Origin of the sequence: Chryseobacterium caseinilyticum (genome assembly GCF_014837145.1) — a bacterium.
Lineage (GTDB): Bacteria > Bacteroidota > Bacteroidia > Flavobacteriales > Weeksellaceae > Chryseobacterium > Chryseobacterium caseinilyticum.
Map to the genome: position 1 here is coordinate 51,877 of NZ_JACYFS010000001.1, position 18,912 is coordinate 70,788.

The following is an 18,912-nucleotide window of genomic DNA, read 5'->3' on the forward strand; positions in this document are numbered from 1 at the left end:
TCAAAACCAATCAAAAAAGAGTAAAATGAAAAAAACAAGCGCTATAACTTTAGGAATATTAACCCTTCTTATTTTTTCATGTCAGGAAAAGAGCTTTCAGAACAAAGAAAATCAATTAGCCGAAAAACAGGAAATGCTGTTTCCAAAAGGCGAAAAAGTTCCCAATGATAAATTCACAGGAACTGTTTATCAGTCGATTCTTAGCGATGAAGGAACCCGTGTGAGCAATGTTACTTTTGAACCGAACGGACGTACCAACTGGCACAATCATCCCGGCGGGCAAACGCTTTTAGTAACTGATGGAGTTGGCTATCATCAGGAAGAAGGAAAACCTGTACAAAAAATTAAAAAAGGTGACATCATTAAAATTGGAAAAAACGTGAAACACTGGCACGGAGGAACCGACGTGGAATCAATGACACACATTGCAGTAAGTATCGATCACGAAAAAAATCCGTCGCAGTGGTTTGAAGCCGTGAGTGATGAAGAATTTAAAAATGAAATTTCGAAAAAATAAAGATTTGAAAGTGGTGTAAAACAAAAAAAGATAAGGATCACCGGAAAGATTCTTTTCAAGGACAGCGGGCTTCTCAGAGGCCTGCCAAGATAACTGGAAGTCACCATCCTTTAGATAAAATCTTTTAATGATCCATATCTGTTTTATAGTTTTTATCAACTCAGAGTTTCATAAAAACTTCCGTTATTTTTTGTTGTGACTTTTTTCTGTTGAGTTGAAATTATACTAAATATAATCTCTTTAAAAGTCTGCTGATAGATCTGTATTCTATTGAGTTTTTTTGTGTTTTTAATTTAATTCGAAACAAAAGATCTTTTCAGGTAATCTTATCATATTTAGGATTACATTTTAAATAAACGGACTGGCCTACTTCATGCAAACAAAGTCACAAGATATATAACCAGAAATAAAATTGATTCACTCATTTAACAATTAATATGGTTATTATTTATTATCACAGAAACCTGAACAATTTTTGATTCAAACAAACGTTTCAATAGTTGTATATCTAACTGTTTTTAATTTCTAAAATTATAGCAATTCAGAAATGCCTGAATTAATTTTATGCTAAATTAAAAAGAGTGGTATAACAGTGCAATGTTGTGCAGGTAGGAATATTATATTCTCACGAACGAATTTTTAAATCTTTTACCAATATCTTATTTAAGTAATTGAAAATTAGATTATTAAATGTGGAGTGTTTTTCTGCTATTTTTTTGTGTAACTATTAATTTTAGCTGTAAAAAACAGTATTTTTGTTGAATATTTTTTTGAGAATAAACAATGCTAAGAAAAGTTTTAGGTCTATTTATCTTTTTTTTATTTACTCTATTTCATTCGCAGGCATATTATGCTGAGATCAGAAATAAGTATTGGGAGTTTGAGGAGAATGACGAAAAGGCTTTTACCTATGTTAATATTTACATTAAATCTGCAAAAAAAGAGAAAAATTACAAGGAACTTTTTCAAGCGTATAATGACGCAATAAGATATTCTCCCAATCGAAAATTACAGTATGCAGACAGCTCCGTTACTGCAGCTCATCTCTCGAAAGATCCTGACATCATTGGTAATGCATATCTGGCAAAGGGAAGTGTTTACTATTTTACACACCGAAAATTTAAACCTGCTCTCCACGAATATTTAAAGGCCTATAAATACCTGGAAAATTCTGACGACCAATTTTTAAAAGAAAGAAACTTATATTATATTGGAACTGTGAAAAGCTACCTCGGTTATTACAGTGAGGCAGCAGAAATTTTCAGGAAAAGTATTGCATTTTTTAAACCTAATACAAAGGGAAATATTCATCCAAACCTGATTTTTAATAACAGAAAAGGGTATTTAAATGCCCTTCACCAACTCATCGTTTGCGAGCAGGCAACAGGAGATTACAAAAATGCGGTGCTTCATACAGTGCAGGGCTTAAAAGAAACACCTGCAACCAACGATTTTGAGCAGGAGCGAAGCTATTTTTATAAGACAAAGGGTATCAATGAAATTCATCAGAAGAATTACGACGGGGCCATTAGCGATTTTAATAAATCAATTACGGGTTTAAAGAAAGTGAATGATTTTTCGTGGATTTCTGCAATCAATTATTATTCGGGATTGAGTTATCAGAATAAAGGTGATTTTAAACAGGCGGTAGCAAAATACAAGGCTGTGGATTCCATTTTTGCTAAACATCAGTTTATATTCCCTCAGACAAGAAAAAATTATGAGGAGTTGATTGACTATTATAAAAAGCAAAATGACCCACAACAGGAACTTTTTTATACCAAGCAATTGCTGAAGGTAGACAGCGTCCTCACCAATGATTTTAAATATCTCGCCAATCGCATCCACAGAGAATATGATACCAAAGAGTTGCTTCAGGCTCAGGCGAAACTTGAAAATAAAAATAGTTTCAGCGAAAAGTTGGTTATTATCTTATCAATAACATTATTGATTTTAGGTGGACTGGTATTTTATTGGTTTAAAACGAAAAAAGATCTTCAGAAAAAATACAATCATATTTTAAGTGAACTTGATTCTGTAAGACCGGAGGTTATTCAGGCGGAAGAAAAAAATATTGAAAAAGTTTCAAAATTAGATGCGGCGGTTATTAAAAATTTAAAAGAAAAATTCAAAGAATTTGAAAAGAGCAAAAGATTTCTTGAAAAAGGTCTTACAGCGGGAAGATTAGCCGCAGAATTTGAAACCAACGCAACCTATTTTTCTCAGTTTGTGAGTGAATTTAAAGACAGTAATTTCAATACCTATCTTAATAATCTCAGGATAAAATATGCAGTAGACCAGATTTATAACCATAAGGAGTGGCGTAAATACTCGGTTGAAGATATCGCTTTGGCTTGTGGCTTCAGCAACAGACAGAGTTTCTCAAATTTCTTTTACGAACAAAACGGAATGAGACCCGCAGAGTTTCTCAAAAAACGAAATGAAGAAGTTCAGGCTGAAAGAAAGATTGGTTGAGAATAAAAATCGGTATTTTTTTTGAAAGGAGAGATTTGGTCGGATTTTATTTTTCGATGACAAACGCCTTTAGTTCTGCCATTTTACCATCTTCAAACTTCCAGACATCACAGTAATCGTAATCTTTCCACTGATCATTTTCCCAAAGGCTGATTTTGCCCGTTACTGCGACATGATCTCCATCAGCGATTATCAGTTGCACATCAAATTTTGGAGGTTTTACATAGGCATCAGCGATGTACTTTCGAACTTCCTCTTTTCCGGTAAGCGTTTGATCTCCGAAAAAATTCTATTTTGTATTCTCGCTGAGATACGATAAAAATTCTTCATGATTTCCTTCTGAAATTGCTTTGTTGGCATTTTCTAATACTGTTTTATGATCCATAATAATCTTTTAATATTTCTACAAAAAAATCAAGCCACTCTACTGTGTTATTTTAAGATTAAATTAAAATTTACAAAAGGAATGTGATTTTTTTTTATTAATTTTTTTTAAAAATTGAACATCTCAATATTTTATGATTTAAAACGGATGTTTTTATACTTTTACGAGATAATTTTTTAAATGAATTCCATGAAATTTGTACTGCTTTTTCTTTCGTTATTTTTAGTCAGCTGCAAAAATAAAGCTGAAGATATTCCTAAAATCCCGAAAGGTACAATCAATCAAAACTGGGTGTACAATAATGAAATGCTGAAATTTAAAATGCAGTTGCCACGAAACTGGAACTTTGTAGACAACAGTCAGGGAGCGTCGGCATTCATACCTATGAAAGAGAATATGACTCACAGTATTTTTAAAAATGAAGACATTACAATTAACGAAAATTTCAATTTTGCAGACGAGGCTTCTATCGTACAGCTGTTTGTAATTTCAAAAAATACGCAGGATGAAATTAGGAATGGTAACAGAAAAGGTGATTTAGGTTTTGTTGTCGTTTCATCAGAAAACGGTAATGCTGAGGATGATGTAGAGGATGCTCAGAAAGAAATTCTCAGTCAGTTGAAAGACAATCCTGAAGCATTAAAACTTAACGAAAAAAATCTTAAAACGAGTGGAAATTTGTCTTTTGGTAAGAATGATAAAATTCCATATTTTCATTTCACAGTTGGCGATTATAATGGTAATGCTACGGGAAACAGAATATATGCATTCAAAAATTACGGTACTTATAATTTACTTATTTTAATAACTTACTTTTCTGAAAATGAATTGATTGAGATTAAATCATTGCTAGAGACAATTGAGAATTAAATGACTTTAAGGTCTGAATTATTCAAATTAATTTAAAGAAAATTCAATACTTGTGGATAACTTTTTGTCTCATTTTTTAGATTAAAAATTTAAATTTATCGCATCTTTTTAAGTTCAATTATTTTAATCAAAAAATTATTTCAATCCACAAATGAAAAACCTCTTCAGGCTGGCTTCTGTTGCCGTCGCCTTATTTTTCACATCATGCCAGTCATCAGCTCAACAGAAAGATGAATATTCGGCAAAAATCGACAGTTTAGTAAAAATCACAAACCCCAGATCATTCAACGGCGTTGTCTACATTCAGCAAAACGGAAAACAAAAATATTCCAAAGCATTTGGTTTTTCCAATTTTAATAAAAAGACACCATTGAAAATCTCAGATCATTTTTCAACGATGTCGATTGCCAAGCAAATTACTGCGACTTTGATTTTGCAGGAAGTTGAAAATGGAACAATCGATTTAAAAGTTCCAATTCGTACATATTTACCCGATTTTCAATATTCATGGGCAGACAGCGTTACTGTTCATCAGTTATTAAATCACACCAGCGGTTTGTACAGTGATGCTTTAAAACCAGATCTGAAGTTTCGATCGGGAACAGAATTTAGTTATTCAAATATTGGCTATTCCGTTGCAGGATTGGTTTTGGAAAAACAAAGCGGTAAAAAATTCGAGGATTTGGTAACTGCATTATTCAAAAAATGCAAAATGAGTAACAGTTTTTATCCCAATGAAACCAACAGCAAATTTTTGATAAAAGGTCACACGATCAGAAAAGACGGGACTTTCAGGCTCAATGAAAAATCGGAATTTGGCACGGATTATTATTTTGGAAGCCATCTCATCGTCACTGCTCCCGATTTGGCAAAATGGAACGAAGCGCTTCACAACGGAAAATTACTGAAACCTGCGACTTATAAAATGATGACCAATTATTCCATTACCAATACTCATCAGGTTTTCAGCGAAAACCCTATTGGTTACGGTTATGGTTTAAGAATTAATGACAAAGCACAAATCAATGAAATAGGACACACCGGTTTTCATCCGAGTGAAGGTTTTACAGCACTGAATTTATATTATCCGAAGACCAAAACCAGCGTCATCATTATGGAAAATGTAGGCAATGAGAATTTTGATATTGCATATTATTTTGAGCAGGAAGTGAGAAAGATTGTACAGGAAAGTGTGCTTTTAAAATAATAATCTGTTCTAAAAATTAACAAATAATGAAAGATCTCCTTCAATATTTTCTGACCTTTTTTACAGGTCTAATTTTATTTTCCTGCACCTCGCAGAAAATGAAGTACGGCACAAAAACCGAAATTCAAGACAAAGCAGATTCTGCAAAGTCTTTGTCTAAAATCAAACATATTAAAAGTCTCGATTTTTCAGAGTTCATAGAAGGAAAATTTGAAAATGAAAAAATTGCCGTGAATTACCGTCTTTTAAAACCAAAAAAAATCGAACAAACTCAAAAATATCCCTTGGTTTTGGTGTTCCATGGTTCGGGAGCGATTGGTGTAAATAACACTGCCCAGATGGGAGTTTTGGCGAAAATGTGGTTGCTTCCGGAGAATAGAGAAAAGTATCCGGTTTATGTTTTATCGCCTCAGTTTCCTGAACGGTCATCAAACTATCATTTAGATCAGGATAGGAATGTACTGGCTTCAGAGTCTGGCGAATATCTAAATTTGGTTTTAAATTCACTAGACTTTTTCATTGAAAAAGAAAATATTGACAAAAACAGAGTTTACGTCATGGGTTTTTCGATGGGCGGTTCTACAACTTCCAATGCAATAACCAATCGACCAGATTTATTTGCAGCAGCGGTTAATATTTCTGGAGTTTCGCAGTTTAATAAAATAAATGAGCTTAAAAATCTCCCAATTTGGATGGTTCACGGAAGTTTGGATACAGAAAATTCTATAAAAAGTAATCTTAAATTTTTTGGAGAATTAAAAAACAATGGGAATATTTTATTTTGGGAATTTAAAGACAAATACCACAATAATATTTTGTCTGCAGAACTGGTTGATGAAATTCCAAAATGGTTGATGAAAAAGCATAAAAGCATTAGAAATTAAATATAAAAAATACACAACAACAACAAATGAATTTAGATTTTAAAGAAAATTATATCCTCGAAAATGACTGGGTAAGATTACAGCCTATAGTTGCTTCGGATTTTGATCATCTGCTGGAATTTTCAGAAAACGAACAGGAAATCTGGGAATACAATTCCGGAGGTGCCAACGGAAAAGAAAATCTTGAAAAATACATTGCCAATGCCATTTCTCACAGAGAAAATGAAAAGGAATACGCTTTTATTGTCTTCGATAAAAGAAGTCAAAAATATGTTGGAAGCACAAGATTTTATGGAATTTTTTCTGAAAATAATACCATCGAGATCGGCTATACATGGTATGGTAAACAGTATCAGGGAAGTGGGATCAACAAAAACTGTAAATTTCTCCTGCTTGAATTTGCCTTTGAAAAACTAAATATGTTGCGTGTAGCATTTGCCGCCAACAGCAAAAATAAAAGAAGTCTGAATGCCATGAAGGGCATCGGTTGCGTTGTAGAAGGCGTTTTGAGAAACTGCAGTACAGACGCAAACGGAAACCGTATCGACGTCACGCGACTGAGTATTCTGAAAAATGAATGGGAAGAAAGCGTGAAAGAAAATCTTCAAAAGTCAATCTGATTACTAATTCAAAAGCTTTGCGGGCTTCTGTAAGTTCACGGCTTTGTGAGACTCAAAAACAATAGATTTTTTTTAAAAAAACTCTGTGGACTTTTTGTTAAGATAATCATTCAATTTAAAAACATTTAATCGAAAAAACTCAGAATATTTGAAAGCATTATCATTATTACTCGCAATTTTTCTCTGCTCAAATTTGTGTGGGCAAAATACTTTCGTTTTTCTTGGCTCATTTAATTGGGAAAAAGAAAAAGAAGGGCTATTTGTATACGAATTAGACACTGTCAAAGGAAATTTATCAAAAGTTACGGCTGTTAAGAACGTCAAAAATCCTTCTTTTCTGACGCTTTCTGCCGATGGAAAATACGTTTTTGCGTGTACTGACAGCAAAACCGAAAATGGTGGAAGTGTGAGCAGTTTTAAATTTAACCCAAAAAATAAATCTCTGAGTTTCATCAACAGTCAAAAAAGTGGTGGTGAAAATCCAGTTTACCTGACTGCTCATAACAATGGAAAATGGCTTGTGAATGGGAATTATACAGAAGGAAGTGTTTCTGTTTATCCGGTTTCGGAAGATGGAAAAATTCAGCCATTCGTTCAGAATTTTCAGTTTTCTGAAGGGAGTGTAATTAAGAAAAGACAGGATCGTGCTCATATTCATTCTACAGTATTTTCGCCGGATTTCAATTATATTTTTCTGCCCGATTTGGGAGCTGATAAAATCAGATGTTATCAGTTTAATAAAGAGAAAGACGAGCCGCTGGAAAGTTGTCAGCAACCTTTTATTAAAACCGTTGCGGGAAGCGGACCAAGGCATTTCGCATTTCATCCCAACGGAAATTTTGCTTACGTCATCGAAGAAATGGGAGGAGCGGTAAGTACTTTTCAATATAAAGATGGAGAATTGAAAAATATTCAGAGAATTTTTACGCATTCAGAAAAGCTTAAAGCAGATTTTGAAAGCTCAGACATTCATATTTCTCCCGACGGGAAATTTTTGTATGCTTCAAACCGTGGAGCTGAAAATAATATTGCCATTTTTGCTGTTGAAAATGACGGAACTTTAAAAACAGTAGGTTATCATTCGACAAAAGGAAAGCATCCACGGGTTTTTGGAATGGATGAAACCGGAAAATTTGTTATTGTTGCCAATACAGGAACAGGAAGGGTTGTGGTTTTCAGAAGAAATTCAGAAACCGGAATGCTAAAAAAAGTGGGCAGAAAAATTAAGATAGAAAACGTTTCTGCAGTGCAGATAAGAAAATATTAAAATAATATAGACAAATTGACAACGGCAAGCTTGTCTCAATAAAATAAAATCCCGAAACATACTGCTTCGGGATTTTTTCGTGATATGAATAGTTGATTTAGTGTTTTTTGAATAATATTTCATCCATTTTTGTCTGCTTTACATAAATTTTCTGAAAATTTACGGGCATAAATTGATATAAAATATTCCATTGGTGGAGGTCTGTTTGTTTTTTGAAACTTCTGAACGACCTTACAAAAAGGTTCTCAATGATTTGCTGTACGGTATTTGTCCCGTTTCGGTAGATCCAGTCCATCATTTTGATGTTGTGATTTACGATATTGATTTTTGATTCCTGCAAAAGGCTTTTAAGATGATTTACAGTTGCCTGAATTACTCCGGCGAAGTTATCCTGTGCAGAAAGCTGCACGATCTCGTTTTGTATCGTAGGGTAAAATACTTTTAAATGTTCGATTGCTGCATTTTCATTAATGGTTTTTAACTCCATATTCTTCATAACTAAAATATTTTTAGACATTCTCACTTTATCCAAAACTATACCAATTCCTACTTGTGACAAATATGTTTTTTTAAAAATTTTAAAATGATATTTTCATATTGTATTTTCTTCAAGTTGTTTATTGATGGTAGTCACGGATTGTTTAGTTTTCACTTTTTAATGATTTATATAGTGAATTTTGTTGTTTTTAAATGAATCTTTGTGATTGGTTTTTGTTTTTATGTAATGAAATTATAGAATTATGTAATGAAAATTACTTATGCTTACTACTCATAAGTTTTAATTAAAGTAAAATGATATTTTGTCTTATTTAATTTCAGATTAAATATATTTGCAGTCCATAAAAAATCATTGATGTTTACAAAAATTGTTGTCCACAGAGTCGGAAATAAAATTAACGGAGAATCGCTTCTGCTTTCACAGGAAGAGCTGCAATTGGATGAAGGAACGGTAGAAATGCTGGAAAATTATTTCTTAGGTTCATTCAAGACTGAAGAAACTTATCAGTTTTACAGCGACACTTATTTAGTTAATAATCCTGTTTACAGTGCGGTTTCAGAGATTTTTGAAGATAAAGATAAATTTCTTTGGGAAGCAGAAAACATTGCAAAACATCTTTTTGAAGCAGCAGAAAACCCAAGAGTTCAGGGTGGAGAATTATTCATTGTTTTCTTTGAAGATGAAAAAGAAGGCGACGAAAAAGTACACAAAATCGGAATTTTTAAAACCGAAAAAAGAGACTCTTTCCTGAAAATATTTCCTAAAAATGAAACTTTTGAACTTGAAAAAGATCAGGGAATCAGTCTTTCCAAAATTGATAAAGCAGCGCTGATTTACAATAATGGAAAAGAAAACGGATATGTTCTTTCTGTTGTCGACAACAATAAAAACGGCGATATGTATTACTGGTTTGAAGATTTTCTAAAGGTAAAACAGCGCGACGACGAATATTTCCATACACAGGAGGCGTTGATGGTTTACAAAGATTACATCACAAAACAGCTTCCACAGGAATTTGAGGTTTCAAAGGCAGATCAGGCAGATTTTCTGAATCAGTCCATCAACTTTTTTAAAGAAAAGGAAGAATTTAAACTGGATGATTTTGCAGCTGAAGTTCTGAAAGATGAGCACGTAATTGAAAGTTTTAATAATTTTAAAACCGATTATGAGCAGGAAATGCAGATCAACATTGCAGAAGAATTCCCGATCAGTGAAGCTGCTGTGAAAAAAACGCAGAGACATTTTAAAAGCATCATAAAATTAGATAAAAATTTCCATATCTATATTCATGGCGACCGAAAAATGCTGGAACAGGGTCAGGACGAAAAGGGAAAATTTTATATGTTGTATTTTGATAAAGAAGTGTAGAAAACCTCTCAATTTATATTCGTTTTAAAATGAGTAATTCGTGAAGATTTTTATTTAAAATTGTGAATACTCATTCATAATTTTTTATCATTTGAAATTCGTAATTATTCATAAAATTATATTAGCAAATTTTAATTTATATTAAAATTGTGATATTTTTTGAAAATCGAATCTCAATCATAATCTAAACCAATCATTTATAAGTATATTTGATACTTTAATAATTGCTATGAATTTCGTAGAATGTCACGAAGAGCCCATTCACATACCTGGGCATGTACAAAGTTTTGGATACCTTATTGGCGTTAGTTCAGTATCTGAGACGATTAATTTCTGCAGTGAAAATATCTGTGAAATTTTCAATATTTCCAATGCGGAAGCACTTTTAGGTAAAAAAATTTCAGATTTCCCTGTCATTCACAATCTGCTTTCTGAGTCTGATATATACAGATCTGCAAATGAGTATACAAAAAGGGAAAATGAAACTTACTTCGATAAAATTGAAATAGATCAAAAGAAATACCATTTTTCACTTTTTAGAAATGGTATTAATATTTTTTTGGAATTTGAAGAGGTTGTTGAAAATCCTCACAAGAGAATTACCAATAAGTATGATAACTTTTACATTATAGACAACGATCAGGGAATTTGGGATCAGTTGCTGACTACGGTTTCCAATATCATCAATTATGACCGGATGATGGTTTATAAATTTATGGATGACGGTTCCGGTAAAGTGATTTCAGAAATCAATAATGGCGTTTTGGAAAGTTATGCCGGTTTGCATTATCCCGAGCACGACATCCCAAGGCAGGCAAGAGAACTCTACCTGAAAAAAAGAAAAAGAATTTTCAGCAACGCTTATGCGGAGCCTGTGGCTATCATCAGCAAAATCGATACACCGATCAATCTGACGTATGCCAGCGCAAGAGCAATGTCGCCTATTCATGGGCAGTATGTGAAGAATTCAGGTGCATCTTCGAGCTTCAGTATTTCTATTATTATTGATGATAAACTTTGGGGTTTAGTGACTTGCCAAAATAAGGAAGCTAAGCATGTAGATCTCGAAGATCGTGTGCAGGCTGGGATATTTACTGTTTTGGCATCCAATGCATTTTCATCTTTTAAATCTAAAAAAGATCTGGAATACCGTCTTGATCTCGATATAAAATTATCTTTTCTAAAATCTGAATTTTTAAAATACAATACACTTTTCGAAAGTCTGGCTTCCAACAGGAGAGAACTTAGAAATCTGCCTAAGGCTGATGGTTTTGTGGTCATTTCAGAGGCAGATAAAATTACTGATGGAGTAGTTCCGCCGTATGAAACGATTCAGAAAATTGTTGATTGGGCGTACGATAATACCTCAGAAAGTATTTTTATCAGCAGTAGTTTTTTAAAGGATTACGGAGATGAATTAGGACTTGACAATAGAGCTGCAGGAATTATTATTTACTTTGTTGAAAGAAGTAAAAATGAAATTTTAATATGGTTCAGAAAGGAATTTGACGAACACATCGACTGGGCAGGAAATCCTGAAAAGAAAATAGAAGTTTTATCCATAAACGGAATCGACAGAAAGACAGTTTCACCACGAACCTCATTCCAGGTTTTTACAGAAAACATCAAAGGAAGCTCTAAAAGATGGAGCTCAAAAAGTGATATTGCAGTAAAGTCGATTAGGGATTTGATCTTAGGTACATCTCATAAGCAGTATGTGATGATCAAAAAACTAAATGATCAGCTTAAAAAAGTAAATGAGGAGCTGGACAGTTTCTCATACACGATTTCGCACGATTTGGGTACACCACTTACCGTGATGAAACTGAATGCCCAGATGCTGCTCAAAAGCCTGGTAAATGCCGACGAAAGAGACAGGAAGAAGATTCAGTCTATCATCGGTGAAATCGATAATATGGCAGAAATGATGCAGAATGTTCTACAGCTCAGCCGTGCAAAACACAGTGAAATCCTCCTGGAGAAAATTGAAACCGAAAGTACCATCGAAAAAATCACGGAAAATGCCAAGATGACTTACAATACTCCTCACAGCACAGTTGTTATAAAGCAATGCCCTGAGGTTTTAGCAGATCGCACGATGCTTCATCAGGTGTTTTTGAACATTATAAATAACGCTATAAAATATTCTTCAGGTAATGAAAAGCCTTTCATTGAAATTGAAGGTTCAGACAACGGAGACTATATCATATATCGTATTAAAGACAATGGAATTGGCATTCCGGAGACCGAAAAACATAAAATGTTTAAGATTTTCAACAGGATGGACAATGCCAAAAAATTCAAAGGAAATGGAGTAGGTCTGTCTATTGTTCACAGAATTATGAACAGATTGGGTGGTAATGTGGATTATGAAAGCAACAATGATGGTACTTGTTTTATTTTAACGTTTCAAAAACCTAAATTTGCAGAAATATAAATCTTTTAGCAAATTTAAAAATGGTTTCAGAATACCTTAAAAAAAATACAGCAGATCTTCATGATGCTGCCGAAAAATTATTCAGTTCAGATAAAATTTTCAACAAAACTTTTACTTTTGATGATTACAAGAAAATCATCAGAAATAATTATTTAATGCTTTTAAATTCTGAAAATCAAATAATTGAAAGTTTGTCGACTGATTTTTCAGATAAACTTCAGCTGGACCAGCGTAAAAAATTATCTGTTATCGAAAAGGATTTATCAAGTCTTTCTCTTCAAAATGAAAAGCCGGAACAGGTTGTTGAAATTTCCAACCAAAATGAAGCTCTGGGAATGCTTTACGTTATCGAAGGGTCAACTTTAGGTGGAAACGTGATTGCTAAACAGCTTTCAAAAACGGAAGGTTTCGAAGATGTTACTTTCAATTTCTTCGGATGTTACAAAGAGAATACTGGTGCTATGTGGAAGAATTTCAAGGAAGTTTTAGATACAGAAGTGAAGGAAGAAAGCTATGATGAAGTGCTTGCAGGAGCCAAAAAGCTGTATACGCTTCTATTAAACATTAATTAATTTTTTTTAAATTATAATTAAAATTCCCGAAAGATTGCTCAATTTTTCGGGAATTTGTACATTTGGGAAGCAAAAATTTAAACTGATAAAATAAATAATAAATAATTTAATTATGAAAGTAACCGTAGTAGGTGCAGGTGCTGTAGGAGCAAGTTGTGCAGAATACATCGCAATGAAAGACTTCTGTTCAGAGGTAGTTTTAGTAGATATTAAAGAAGGTTTTGCTGAAGGAAAAGCAATGGACTTGATGCAGACCGCATCTTTAAACGGATTTGATACAAAAATTACTGGTACAACAGGAGATTACAGCAAAACAGCAGGTTCTCATGTTGCAGTTATCACTTCCGGTATTCCAAGAAAACCGGGAATGACTAGAGAAGAATTAATCGGTATCAACGCGGGAATCGTAAAAGAAGTTACTGAAAATTTAGTAAAGAATTCTCCTGAGGTCATCATTATTGTGGTTTCTAACCCAATGGATACAATGGCTTATTTGGTGCACAAAACTTCTGGTCTTCCTAAGCACAAAATCATCGGTATGGGTGGTGCTTTGGATTCTGCAAGATTCAAGTACAGATTGGCAGAAGCTCTAGAAGCTCCAATCTCAGACGTAGACGGTATGGTAATCGCTGCTCACAGTGATACAGGGATGCTTCCATTATTAAGCAAAGCAACTAGAAACGGAGTTCCTGTAACTGAGTTTTTGGATGATGCAAAACAAAAATATGTAATCGAGGAAACTAAAGTTGGTGGAGCTACATTGACTAAATTATTAGGAACTTCAGCTTGGTATGCGCCAGGTGCAGCAGTATCTGTAATGGTTCAGGCAATCGCTTGCGACCAAAAGAAAATGATTCCCTGTTCATTAATGCTAGACGGAGAATATGGCGAAAGCGATATCTGCTTAGGTGTTCCAGCAATCATCGGGAAAAACGGTGTTGAAAGCATCGTGAAGATTTCTTTAACTGAAGAAGAAAAAGCTAAGTTTGCCGAAGCTGCACAGGCTGTAAGAGAAGTAAACGGAGATTTGAAATTCTAATAGGAATTGCAAATTAATATACAATCTGCATATCAAAAAGGTGTGCAGATTTTTTTTCTTTATACGGAGAATATTTACTATATTTATTAAGAATAAGTAATTGTATTTTCCCTATGTACGATGTTACCGATCAGCTTAAGAAAACAGGTTTTAGTATTAATACTGTAAAACGGATTGTTGAACGAAATAATGGCAGTCTGGATATCAATACCCAAGAATATTTTTGTATTCTCGTAGCCATGGATGATTTTGAAATCAACATTCAGGGAAGGTTATTTTCAGTAAAAGACGGTAGTATGCTGTTTGCCGGACCTCATAAGGAAGTTTCTTTAAGCAATATAGAGGGAAAAGAAATTTATAATATTGCATTTTCTGCAGCATTTTATGAACAAAGTTCTATTGATTCTTTATTTCTAAATTCTACACTTTTTTTCAATTACGAATCAGATGTTTTTATAGTTCCGATAAGTCCGAGTAAAGAAATTATACGGAAATTTATTATTGACAGACTCGGAAAATTTTTAGATAAAAGTGAGACGCTCTATATTTCGGCTGCTCACCACACTGTTAAAGCTTTAATTTTAGATGCAATGCTGTTTGCAGATGATCATCAGATTGAGATCACGGATAATCTTGATTATGTGTCTTGCGTCAACAGGTTTCGGGTTCTTTTGCAGAAAGATTTTAAAGAACATAAAATAGTTTCCTACTACGCACAGGCGCTCAATGTAACCTCCAGAAAGCTGACAGAAATGACAGAATTTGTAACGGGAAAAACAGCAAAACAGATTATCACAGAAAAAGTGATCGCAGAATGTTACAGATTATTGAAGTACAGTGGATTTACCATTTCAGAGATTTCTTTCAGACTTGGTTTTTCCAATGAAGGAAATTTTACTCATTTTATAAAGAAGCATACCGGAAAAAATCCTAGTGAGATAAAGGCTATGAGCGATTCTACTTCAATGGTTCAGCTTTTACAGTAAATTTAGTAATCTACATTTAACTCAACTTTTGTGTTATTGTGAAATTTGTTTTATAATAACATTTTTTCTTCAAGATATTTTTGCTTATTTAGTATTTACCATTGGTTTTAAATTTACATAATAATTTATAATTAAGTGATTTGACTAATCTGTTAACGAAAAATTAACATATTATGATTGTTTTTTTTTCCACTTGTATTGATTCCTGTTTTGCGAATTATTTTCAGTCTATTTCATTGATTCGTTGTTTAAATGATTCCTTTTTTTTAATGTACTTTAATATTTTTTACTACTATTTTCATTTAGGATAAAAATGTATTTTGAAGACTTAGAATTGCAACAAAAAAAATTACAATTAATTTATCTTTTTTTACAAAGCCTTATGATTATAGTCACAGTACATTTGCAGTCGACAAAAACACACTCTTTTGATGAAATAATTCTTATTGTTATATAAAATACAATAGAAACAATCTGTCTTTAGAAACATCAGAATTCTTTTCTTCAATTTTTAAAATCGATTTTTTGTTTGATATTTTTTAAACTGAACTTTTTTGGTTTCCTTAACACAAAACCAGACTGCGCAGGTAGCAATAGGTATTTCAATGAATGATACACTTTAAAAAAAAAAAAAAGAAAAAAATGTCACACTACCTTCAAAAAAATTCTGCGTCAAGCAATTCCTGCTGATTCATATTGTAATCACCAGCACCCAAACACTAAGCTATTAAATTTCGATATTGATCCTACACCTGCTTCGGCTTGTTGTATGGCAATTCAGTGATTTTATTTTAAATATTATGTAATTTTTTCTGTTCAGAAAATTTTGCACTAATGTCTATATGACAAAATCCTGATTTTTAACCCCTAAAATGACAGTACTAAAAAGTACTGTTACAGAAAATCTATGCTTATGAACAAACTAAATTTATTACTCTATCTATTTGTACTGATGGTTTCTGGCGCAAATTTTAATGCCCAGACTGTCTTTTTCGAAGACTTCGGAACCGCAACCACCAGACAGACCTCACCTTATATGCCATCGGGAAGTTTTTCTTTTGGCGCGCCTTACAATGCAACTACCAACACCAGTTATGATGTCTACATGATCAATAATAATCGTTATGCTGTGGTTGCTCCAGGTTATATAAAATCCCAGATCAGACCTAATGTAAATGAGTACTATTTCTGGACGGCAGCTTATAATGCTACAGGTGTTGATGCTTTGGGTTTAACACCACAAACTACTGTCGTAAAAGATATGTCTGGTACTACTACTGGTGCTGTAATGGTGGTAAATGCAGGGACTACTCTCAACAGCTTTTATGAAAGAAATGCGACTGTAGAATTGGGACAGACTTACAAAGTTTCATTTTATGCTTATTTGGTAAACAGCCCAATGAGCATCAGCCTTGATGTAAAAGATGTTGTGACCGGAAATGTTTTGGGAACCGTAAATTCAAATTATGTGAACACTCCAAATACAGGTAGCAACTGGGGAAACGCTTATGAACTTTACTTCAAAATGCCTGCAACATCTTCAACATGCGTAGGAAATCAAATTAAAATTTCTTTGAGAAACAATCTTGCCCAAGATGCTAACAATGATTATTACATAGATAATATTTTGCTGGAAAAAGTTTCTAACACGCCCAATAATACTACTACAATAAGCTGTCCGTCAAATTACACTTTGGATTCTGATGGCGACGGTATCGCAGATATTTGTGATCTTGATGATGATAATGACGGAATTTTGGATATTAACGAAAACAGCTGTGTGCTAAATGGTCAGACAGTAAGAATTGGCTATATTCCCAACGCCAGAGATACTGACAGTGATAACGGATATACTTTTGATGGGCAATGGATGAATGACTCTGGCGCTCAAAAGTTAACAAATACTGCCAATTTTGGTACAAACGGAACGGTAAAGGCAAATATTACTTTAGTTCCCATGACAGGTACAATCACAAAGGCTTCTATTATCAGCATGAATCTGAATGCTATTTTTCTTGGTGGCGTAGATAATTCTACAAATTCTTATCTTTCAAATGCTGAGCTTGATGCTATAAAAGATTGGTCAGATGATGCACTTCAAAATTTTGTAGTCGTTACACAAATTCAGGCTAAAGCATGGGGAGCAACCATCACACAGGGAAATGTAAACCCAGATACGCCGACTTCTTACGGAAGTGCATCGCCGATATTTACGGGACCTTTCGGAACAATTACTTCATTTAATCAGGCCGGGACTTATCAGGCTTATTTTAACAGCATCAATTCAGTCTGTTCGCCACAGCCTCTCGCCACAGATGCCAGTAACAGAGCGGTAATGTATATAGACGGGCTTTACAATGATTTAATTATTGCAGATGTCGATATTCTTACAAAATTAGGAAATGCCAATGTTACCACTGGTGGAAACATCACTTCAAATGGAGACCGACTTTTTGCCAACATCTGGGCATTTGTAGTACAACAGTCATTTTGTGGAGATCTGGATTCTGATAATGATGGAATTCCAAACAGATTAGATTTAAATTCTGATAATGATGCTTGCTTTGATGCCATTGAAGGAGATGAGAACGTGATTTACGCTCAGGTGAATTCAACTGGAAGAATTATAGGTTCTGTAGATGCCAACGGAATTCCGGTAATCGTGAATTCTGGTGGCGCTGCTGATATTGGTGGTGATGCCGGACAGGGTATTGGCGTATCTCAAGACAAAAATATTGATGGATGTGGATGCTATAAAAACTCAGTTGTAACAGGGCAGGGACTACCCACAAACTCAGGAATTACTTCTCTGCAAAGAGCAGGAGCTACAAACGGAAACTGGCCAATGGTAAGAAAAGGTGCGTGGACTGTAATGGAATCTAAAACCAAAGGTTTCGTACCCAACAGATTGACAAACCAGCAGATTGCAAATATCCCGACGGCAGATCTTATTGAAGGAATGATGGTTTATAATGTCAACCTGGATTGTCTTCAAATCAACACAGACGGAACTGCAAATGGCTGGAAATGTTTCAAAGATCAAACCTGTCCGGATCTTTATTAAAATAATTTTAATACAAAATAAAAAATAACTGTACACAGAATTACACGTACAAGGAATCTAGACACACAGACATACATTCAAGAAAAAAAAGAAAAAAAAAGAAAAAAATGAGAATTTTATTAACGTTCAGTATTTTACTGATCACACTCTACGCACATGCACAAGTAGCAATTGGTAAAGCAAGTGTTTCAAACAATTCAGTATCTCTGGAGTTTGGAAATAACCAAAACAGAGGCGTCATTTTACCATGGGTAACCAACGTCAACAGTATGACAAACGCAGTAAACGGCACAATAGCATACGATCTTGCTTCATTAAAAGTAAAGGTAAAATACAACACAGGCTGGAAAGATCTTACAATAGATGCAACAGGTAAAACTACAGATCCGGTAAGTGGTGTAAACGGAATCACGATACAAAACACGGCATCAGAAGCTGACGGAGCAAAAGTGAGCATCGGTACACCAACATCTACTCCTGGAATTCTGGTTTTGGAAGACAACAACAAAGCAATGGTTCTGCCAAAAGTTGCCAGTCCGGAAAGAAATATTGTTAACCCTTCGCCGGGGATGATGGTTTATGATACTACCACAAAGTCTTTAGCTATTTTCAACGGAACGGTTTGGTCGTTCTGGAAGGCATAAGATTTTTAAATATGCAAAAAGGGCTGTCAAAATGTATTTGGCAGCCTTTTTTCGAATAGTGATTTTCTTTAAAAGACA

General features: G+C 33.9%; 15 protein-coding genes and 1 pseudogene. 14 read left to right on the forward strand and 2 right to left on the reverse strand.

The window, feature by feature from the left end; all coding sequences use genetic code 11:
* The first annotated feature begins 25 nt into the window (after positions 1-25).
* Together IC610_RS00220 and IC610_RS00225 are read left to right on the forward strand one after the other, a co-directional pair.
* Entirely contained in the window at positions 26-517 is a 492-nt protein-coding gene (locus tag IC610_RS00220) for a cupin domain-containing protein (RefSeq protein ID WP_228462827.1), read from the forward strand.
* A 783-nt stretch (positions 518-1,300) separates the two neighbouring features.
* Positions 1,301-2,992, forward strand: coding sequence for a helix-turn-helix domain-containing protein (locus IC610_RS00225; RefSeq protein ID WP_191734681.1), 1,692 nt, complete (start codon positions 1,301-1,303; stop codon positions 2,990-2,992).
* Positions 2,993-3,038: 46 nt separating this feature from the next.
* Here IC610_RS00225 and IC610_RS00230 read toward each other — a convergent pair.
* A pseudogene (locus IC610_RS00230) lies at positions 3,039-3,254 on the reverse strand (nuclear transport factor 2 family protein); the annotation flags it as partial.
* 312 nt (positions 3,255-3,566) lie between these two features.
* On the opposite strand from IC610_RS00230, the gene IC610_RS00235 reads away from it, so the two are divergent.
* From IC610_RS00235 to IC610_RS00255, 5 genes are all read left to right on the forward strand, one after another.
* A complete protein-coding gene (locus tag IC610_RS00235) occupies positions 3,567-4,247 on the forward strand; it encodes a hypothetical protein (protein WP_191734682.1) in 681 nt (226 codons plus the stop codon).
* 151 nt (positions 4,248-4,398) lie between these two features.
* On the forward strand, positions 4,399-5,454 hold the full coding sequence (locus IC610_RS00240; RefSeq protein WP_191734683.1) for a serine hydrolase domain-containing protein: 1,056 nt from the start codon (positions 4,399-4,401) through the stop codon (positions 5,452-5,454).
* A 26-nt stretch (positions 5,455-5,480) separates the two neighbouring features.
* Positions 5,481-6,338, forward strand: coding sequence for a carboxylesterase family protein (locus IC610_RS00245; RefSeq protein WP_191734684.1), 858 nt, complete (start codon positions 5,481-5,483; stop codon positions 6,336-6,338).
* Between the two features lie 26 nt (positions 6,339-6,364).
* Positions 6,365-6,958 (forward strand): GNAT family N-acetyltransferase, encoded by a 594-nt coding sequence (locus tag IC610_RS00250; protein WP_191734685.1) that lies wholly within the window; start codon positions 6,365-6,367, stop codon positions 6,956-6,958.
* A 148-nt stretch (positions 6,959-7,106) separates the two neighbouring features.
* Positions 7,107-8,225, forward strand: a complete 1,119-nt coding sequence (locus IC610_RS00255; protein WP_191734686.1) for a lactonase family protein — start codon at positions 7,107-7,109, stop codon at positions 8,223-8,225.
* Positions 8,226-8,322: 97 nt separating this feature from the next.
* Here IC610_RS00255 and IC610_RS00260 read toward each other — a convergent pair whose 3' ends face one another.
* Positions 8,323-8,784: a DUF7674 family protein gene (locus IC610_RS00260; protein WP_228462828.1), complete on the reverse strand. Its 462-nt coding sequence runs from the start codon at positions 8,782-8,784 to the stop codon at positions 8,323-8,325.
* Between the two features lie 294 nt (positions 8,785-9,078).
* On the opposite strand from IC610_RS00260, the gene IC610_RS00265 reads away from it, so the two are divergent.
* The 7 genes from IC610_RS00265 (at position 9,079) to IC610_RS00295 (ending at position 18,834) form a co-directional block, all read left to right on the forward strand.
* Positions 9,079-10,092 (forward strand): nucleoid-associated protein, encoded by a 1,014-nt coding sequence (locus tag IC610_RS00265; protein WP_191734687.1) that lies wholly within the window; start codon positions 9,079-9,081, stop codon positions 10,090-10,092.
* Positions 10,093-10,321: 229 nt separating this feature from the next.
* On the forward strand, positions 10,322-12,529 hold the full coding sequence (locus IC610_RS00270) for an ATP-binding protein (RefSeq protein ID WP_191734688.1): 2,208 nt from the start codon (positions 10,322-10,324) through the stop codon (positions 12,527-12,529).
* A gap of 20 nt (positions 12,530-12,549) precedes the next feature.
* A complete protein-coding gene (locus IC610_RS00275; protein WP_191734689.1) occupies positions 12,550-13,101 on the forward strand; it encodes a biliverdin-producing heme oxygenase in 552 nt (183 codons plus the stop codon).
* A 112-nt stretch (positions 13,102-13,213) separates the two neighbouring features.
* The gene (locus tag IC610_RS00280) at positions 13,214-14,140 is read left to right on the forward strand and encodes a malate dehydrogenase (RefSeq protein WP_191734690.1); all 927 of its coding nucleotides are present in this window, start codon (positions 13,214-13,216) and stop codon (positions 14,138-14,140) included.
* A 113-nt stretch (positions 14,141-14,253) separates the two neighbouring features.
* The gene (locus IC610_RS00285; protein WP_191734691.1) at positions 14,254-15,126 is read left to right on the forward strand and encodes a helix-turn-helix domain-containing protein; all 873 of its coding nucleotides are present in this window, start codon (positions 14,254-14,256) and stop codon (positions 15,124-15,126) included.
* A gap of 913 nt (positions 15,127-16,039) precedes the next feature.
* Complete coding sequence (locus IC610_RS00290) at positions 16,040-18,190, forward strand: hypothetical protein (RefSeq protein ID WP_191736241.1); 2,151 nt, start codon at positions 16,040-16,042, stop codon at positions 18,188-18,190.
* A 107-nt stretch (positions 18,191-18,297) separates the two neighbouring features.
* The gene (locus IC610_RS00295) at positions 18,298-18,834 is read left to right on the forward strand and encodes a hypothetical protein (RefSeq protein ID WP_191734692.1); all 537 of its coding nucleotides are present in this window, start codon (positions 18,298-18,300) and stop codon (positions 18,832-18,834) included.
* Positions 18,835-18,912 lie beyond the last annotated feature (78 nt).